This is a genomic window from Flavobacterium sp., from assembly GCF_031422135.1.
Taxonomy (GTDB): domain Bacteria; phylum Bacteroidota; class Bacteroidia; order Flavobacteriales; family Flavobacteriaceae; genus Flavobacterium.
This window is the reverse complement of sequence record NZ_JANOQD010000082.1, coordinates 1-2497: the sequence shown is the minus strand read 5'-3', so window position 1 is coordinate 2497 and position 2497 is coordinate 1. Positions and strand designations below refer to the sequence as shown.

General features: G+C 29.8%; 3 protein-coding genes. All 3 read right to left on the bottom strand.

Annotated features, from left to right (window positions below):
* Positions 1 to 82 precede the first annotated feature (82 nt).
* Positions 83 to 433: a hypothetical protein gene (locus tag RMO70_RS10855; protein ID WP_310556459.1), complete on the bottom strand. Its 351-nt coding sequence runs from the start codon at positions 431 to 433 to the stop codon at positions 83 to 85.
* Positions 434 to 442: 9 nt separating this feature from the next.
* Positions 443 to 1627, bottom strand: a complete 1185-nt coding sequence (locus RMO70_RS10850; RefSeq protein ID WP_310556458.1) for a hypothetical protein — start codon at positions 1625 to 1627, stop codon at positions 443 to 445.
* Positions 1600 to 2497, bottom strand: an 898-nt coding sequence (locus RMO70_RS10845; protein WP_310556457.1) for a C39 family peptidase, incomplete at its 5' end; no start/stop codon positions are given. The genes RMO70_RS10845 and RMO70_RS10850, both read right to left, overlap by 28 nt.

Below are 2497 nucleotides of genomic sequence, written 5' to 3'. Positions count from 1 at the left end.
GGGTTTACAATCTCGATGTCTAGAGATAAATTTGACATTGTTTTTGTTGTTTGTTTCATTGTTCTAATCATAAATTTAAAGTTTAAAGGGTTAATGTAATTTCGTCTATTTTGAGTTTTAATAAATACAGGTTGTTTATTGCTTTTTGATGTTCGATTGCTATATTAAAATTTTCTACTAGTTGCGCTTTATATTCTACTATGGTCTTACGGCCAAGTTTTAAAAGCTCAAATAACATTTCACCAACACTATTTGATAGTTTATATTGCATAGTCAGCGAACTTATTTGGGTTTGGAGCGATAGGTGATAATTTGACAATTCATCTATTTGCTCCTCTATTTTTTTTTCAAGTTTGCTTAAACAAACGGAAGTTGGCTGACCTTTGCAACTGGTAAATAAAAGGAGCAGTAATACGATTGGAATATATTTCATTTTTTATTTTTATCTAATTATTGTTTCCCTTTTTATAGATTCATCAAATGGACAACCGCATTCTTCAAGAATTTTATTTGAATAATTTTGAAATTCTTTATAACTATCATTTTTAATAATACCAGCCTTAATTAAAACTTCCTTTCCATAGCTGTATCGATACCATCTATTATATTGAAAGACCAAGGTATCTAAAGCAGGTCTCATCAAATTGTTATAATTTATATAATCAACAAGTTGTTTATTCGTAAATATCTCCAGCAATTCATTGGTAATGCTAACTCCGTATATTTTAAATTCATAATTACCTATGACTTTAGAAAGATGTTTTTGATGCTCATCAATTATCTTTTTAATTTCTGTTTCTTGAATTTTTACAATCGAGTCATTTAACTTTTGACTTTTAGGTGTTTTTTTAAAAAAAGGGAATGGATTAAGTTTTTGCTTAATTGTACTAACTAATTTTAATTCTTGACCTTTAGAAAAATCTTTTGTTGCATTTCTTATTTCATTTACTAACGATTTTAATACAAGTGTAGTGTCCTTTGGGCAATAATATTGAAAAGTTAAATAATTGCTTTTTATATAATTATTAATATCTTTTACTGTTAATTTTTCTCTTACTATATCAAGTGCAGAAAACTCTTTCAACTTTTCAATGGAGCCATATTTAAAATCTATAAAATCAAAAAACTTATATTGAATTCCTTTGTCAATTATATAACTAAATATATCATCCGTGATTAATGGATTAAATATTTCACTATCAAACGAAAAACTTTCAGTAAAATAGACTATTTTAAATTTCTTTTTTTCAGAATTAAATTTAGTTAAATTTTGTATTATTGGACTATTTTCAAATAAACGCGAACCTTTATTATTTACAAATATATACAACCTTCCAATGTAAAAAACTAGATAATATTTTTCCTTTTGAATAAAACTTGGTTTGTTTGTTTTATCAAAAACTACTTTATAAACAGGTAATATTTGTGCGTTATTAAATAACGCTTCTTTGTTTTCAATAGGCTGAATTTTCCCAATTATACTACTCCCTTTTGAGTCTCTATTTATATGCTCATACATCAATTGCTTTTGTGTTTCAGTTTGAGAAAACGACACTACAGTTGCCTGCAAGCAAGCAACTGTAAATATTAATCTTAAAATCATGGTTTTACGCCAGTTATCTCCCACGATAAAATAGCTAAACTTATTTCAGAATATAAATATTCGGCATAAGTCCCAGTAACTGAATCATAGGCTGTAAATATTGTTGTTGCACTATCATATCCAACAATTGTAACTTGATGTCCATCACTACCATTTGCATCAATGGTTGCAGCCATTACAGGGTGCCCATTATCAATAGCATTAGTCATTTCAACAATTGTATTTACTCCGGTCATATTAAATTGTTGTAGAAGAAATGCAACCTGCAAATCGACACCCAATCCATCATATAAATAATATTCCTCTTGATTAGCATTCCAATTTTGTGTTAAACCAAATTCATGCATCATAAATTCAGGTGACTGAGGCGAGCCAAAATAGCTTGCTAAAAATGAAGCATTTGTTGGAACACAAGAACCAGGTTGCGCTTGAATAGCCACACTTGCTGGAAGATTTGGAAGGATTACAGGGATTAATTGGTCACCGTCATTTATCCCATCACCGTTATTATCTACCCAGGAATTATCATATGTATTCCCGCTGTCAGAACCTCCGCCACCATTATCCCCTCCATAATTGTTCCAGTCTGATGCATAACCACCGTTTAATGTATGGTTATTGCTATCATAATAACCAATATTACTTGCAATATCACTACCATAACCATCTCCTTCGCTTTGACTTCCTCCATAATTCATCATACATCGCCACCCTGTTGCTTGCGAGTATCCATTATTGCAGTAATCACAACCTCCAAAAAGGCTTTTGCTCTCTATAGGGTTTACAATCTCGATGTCTAGAGATAAATTTGACATTGTTTTTGTTGTTTGTTTCATTGTTCTAATCATAAATTTAAAGTTTAAAGGGTTAATGTAATTTCGTCTATTTTGAGTT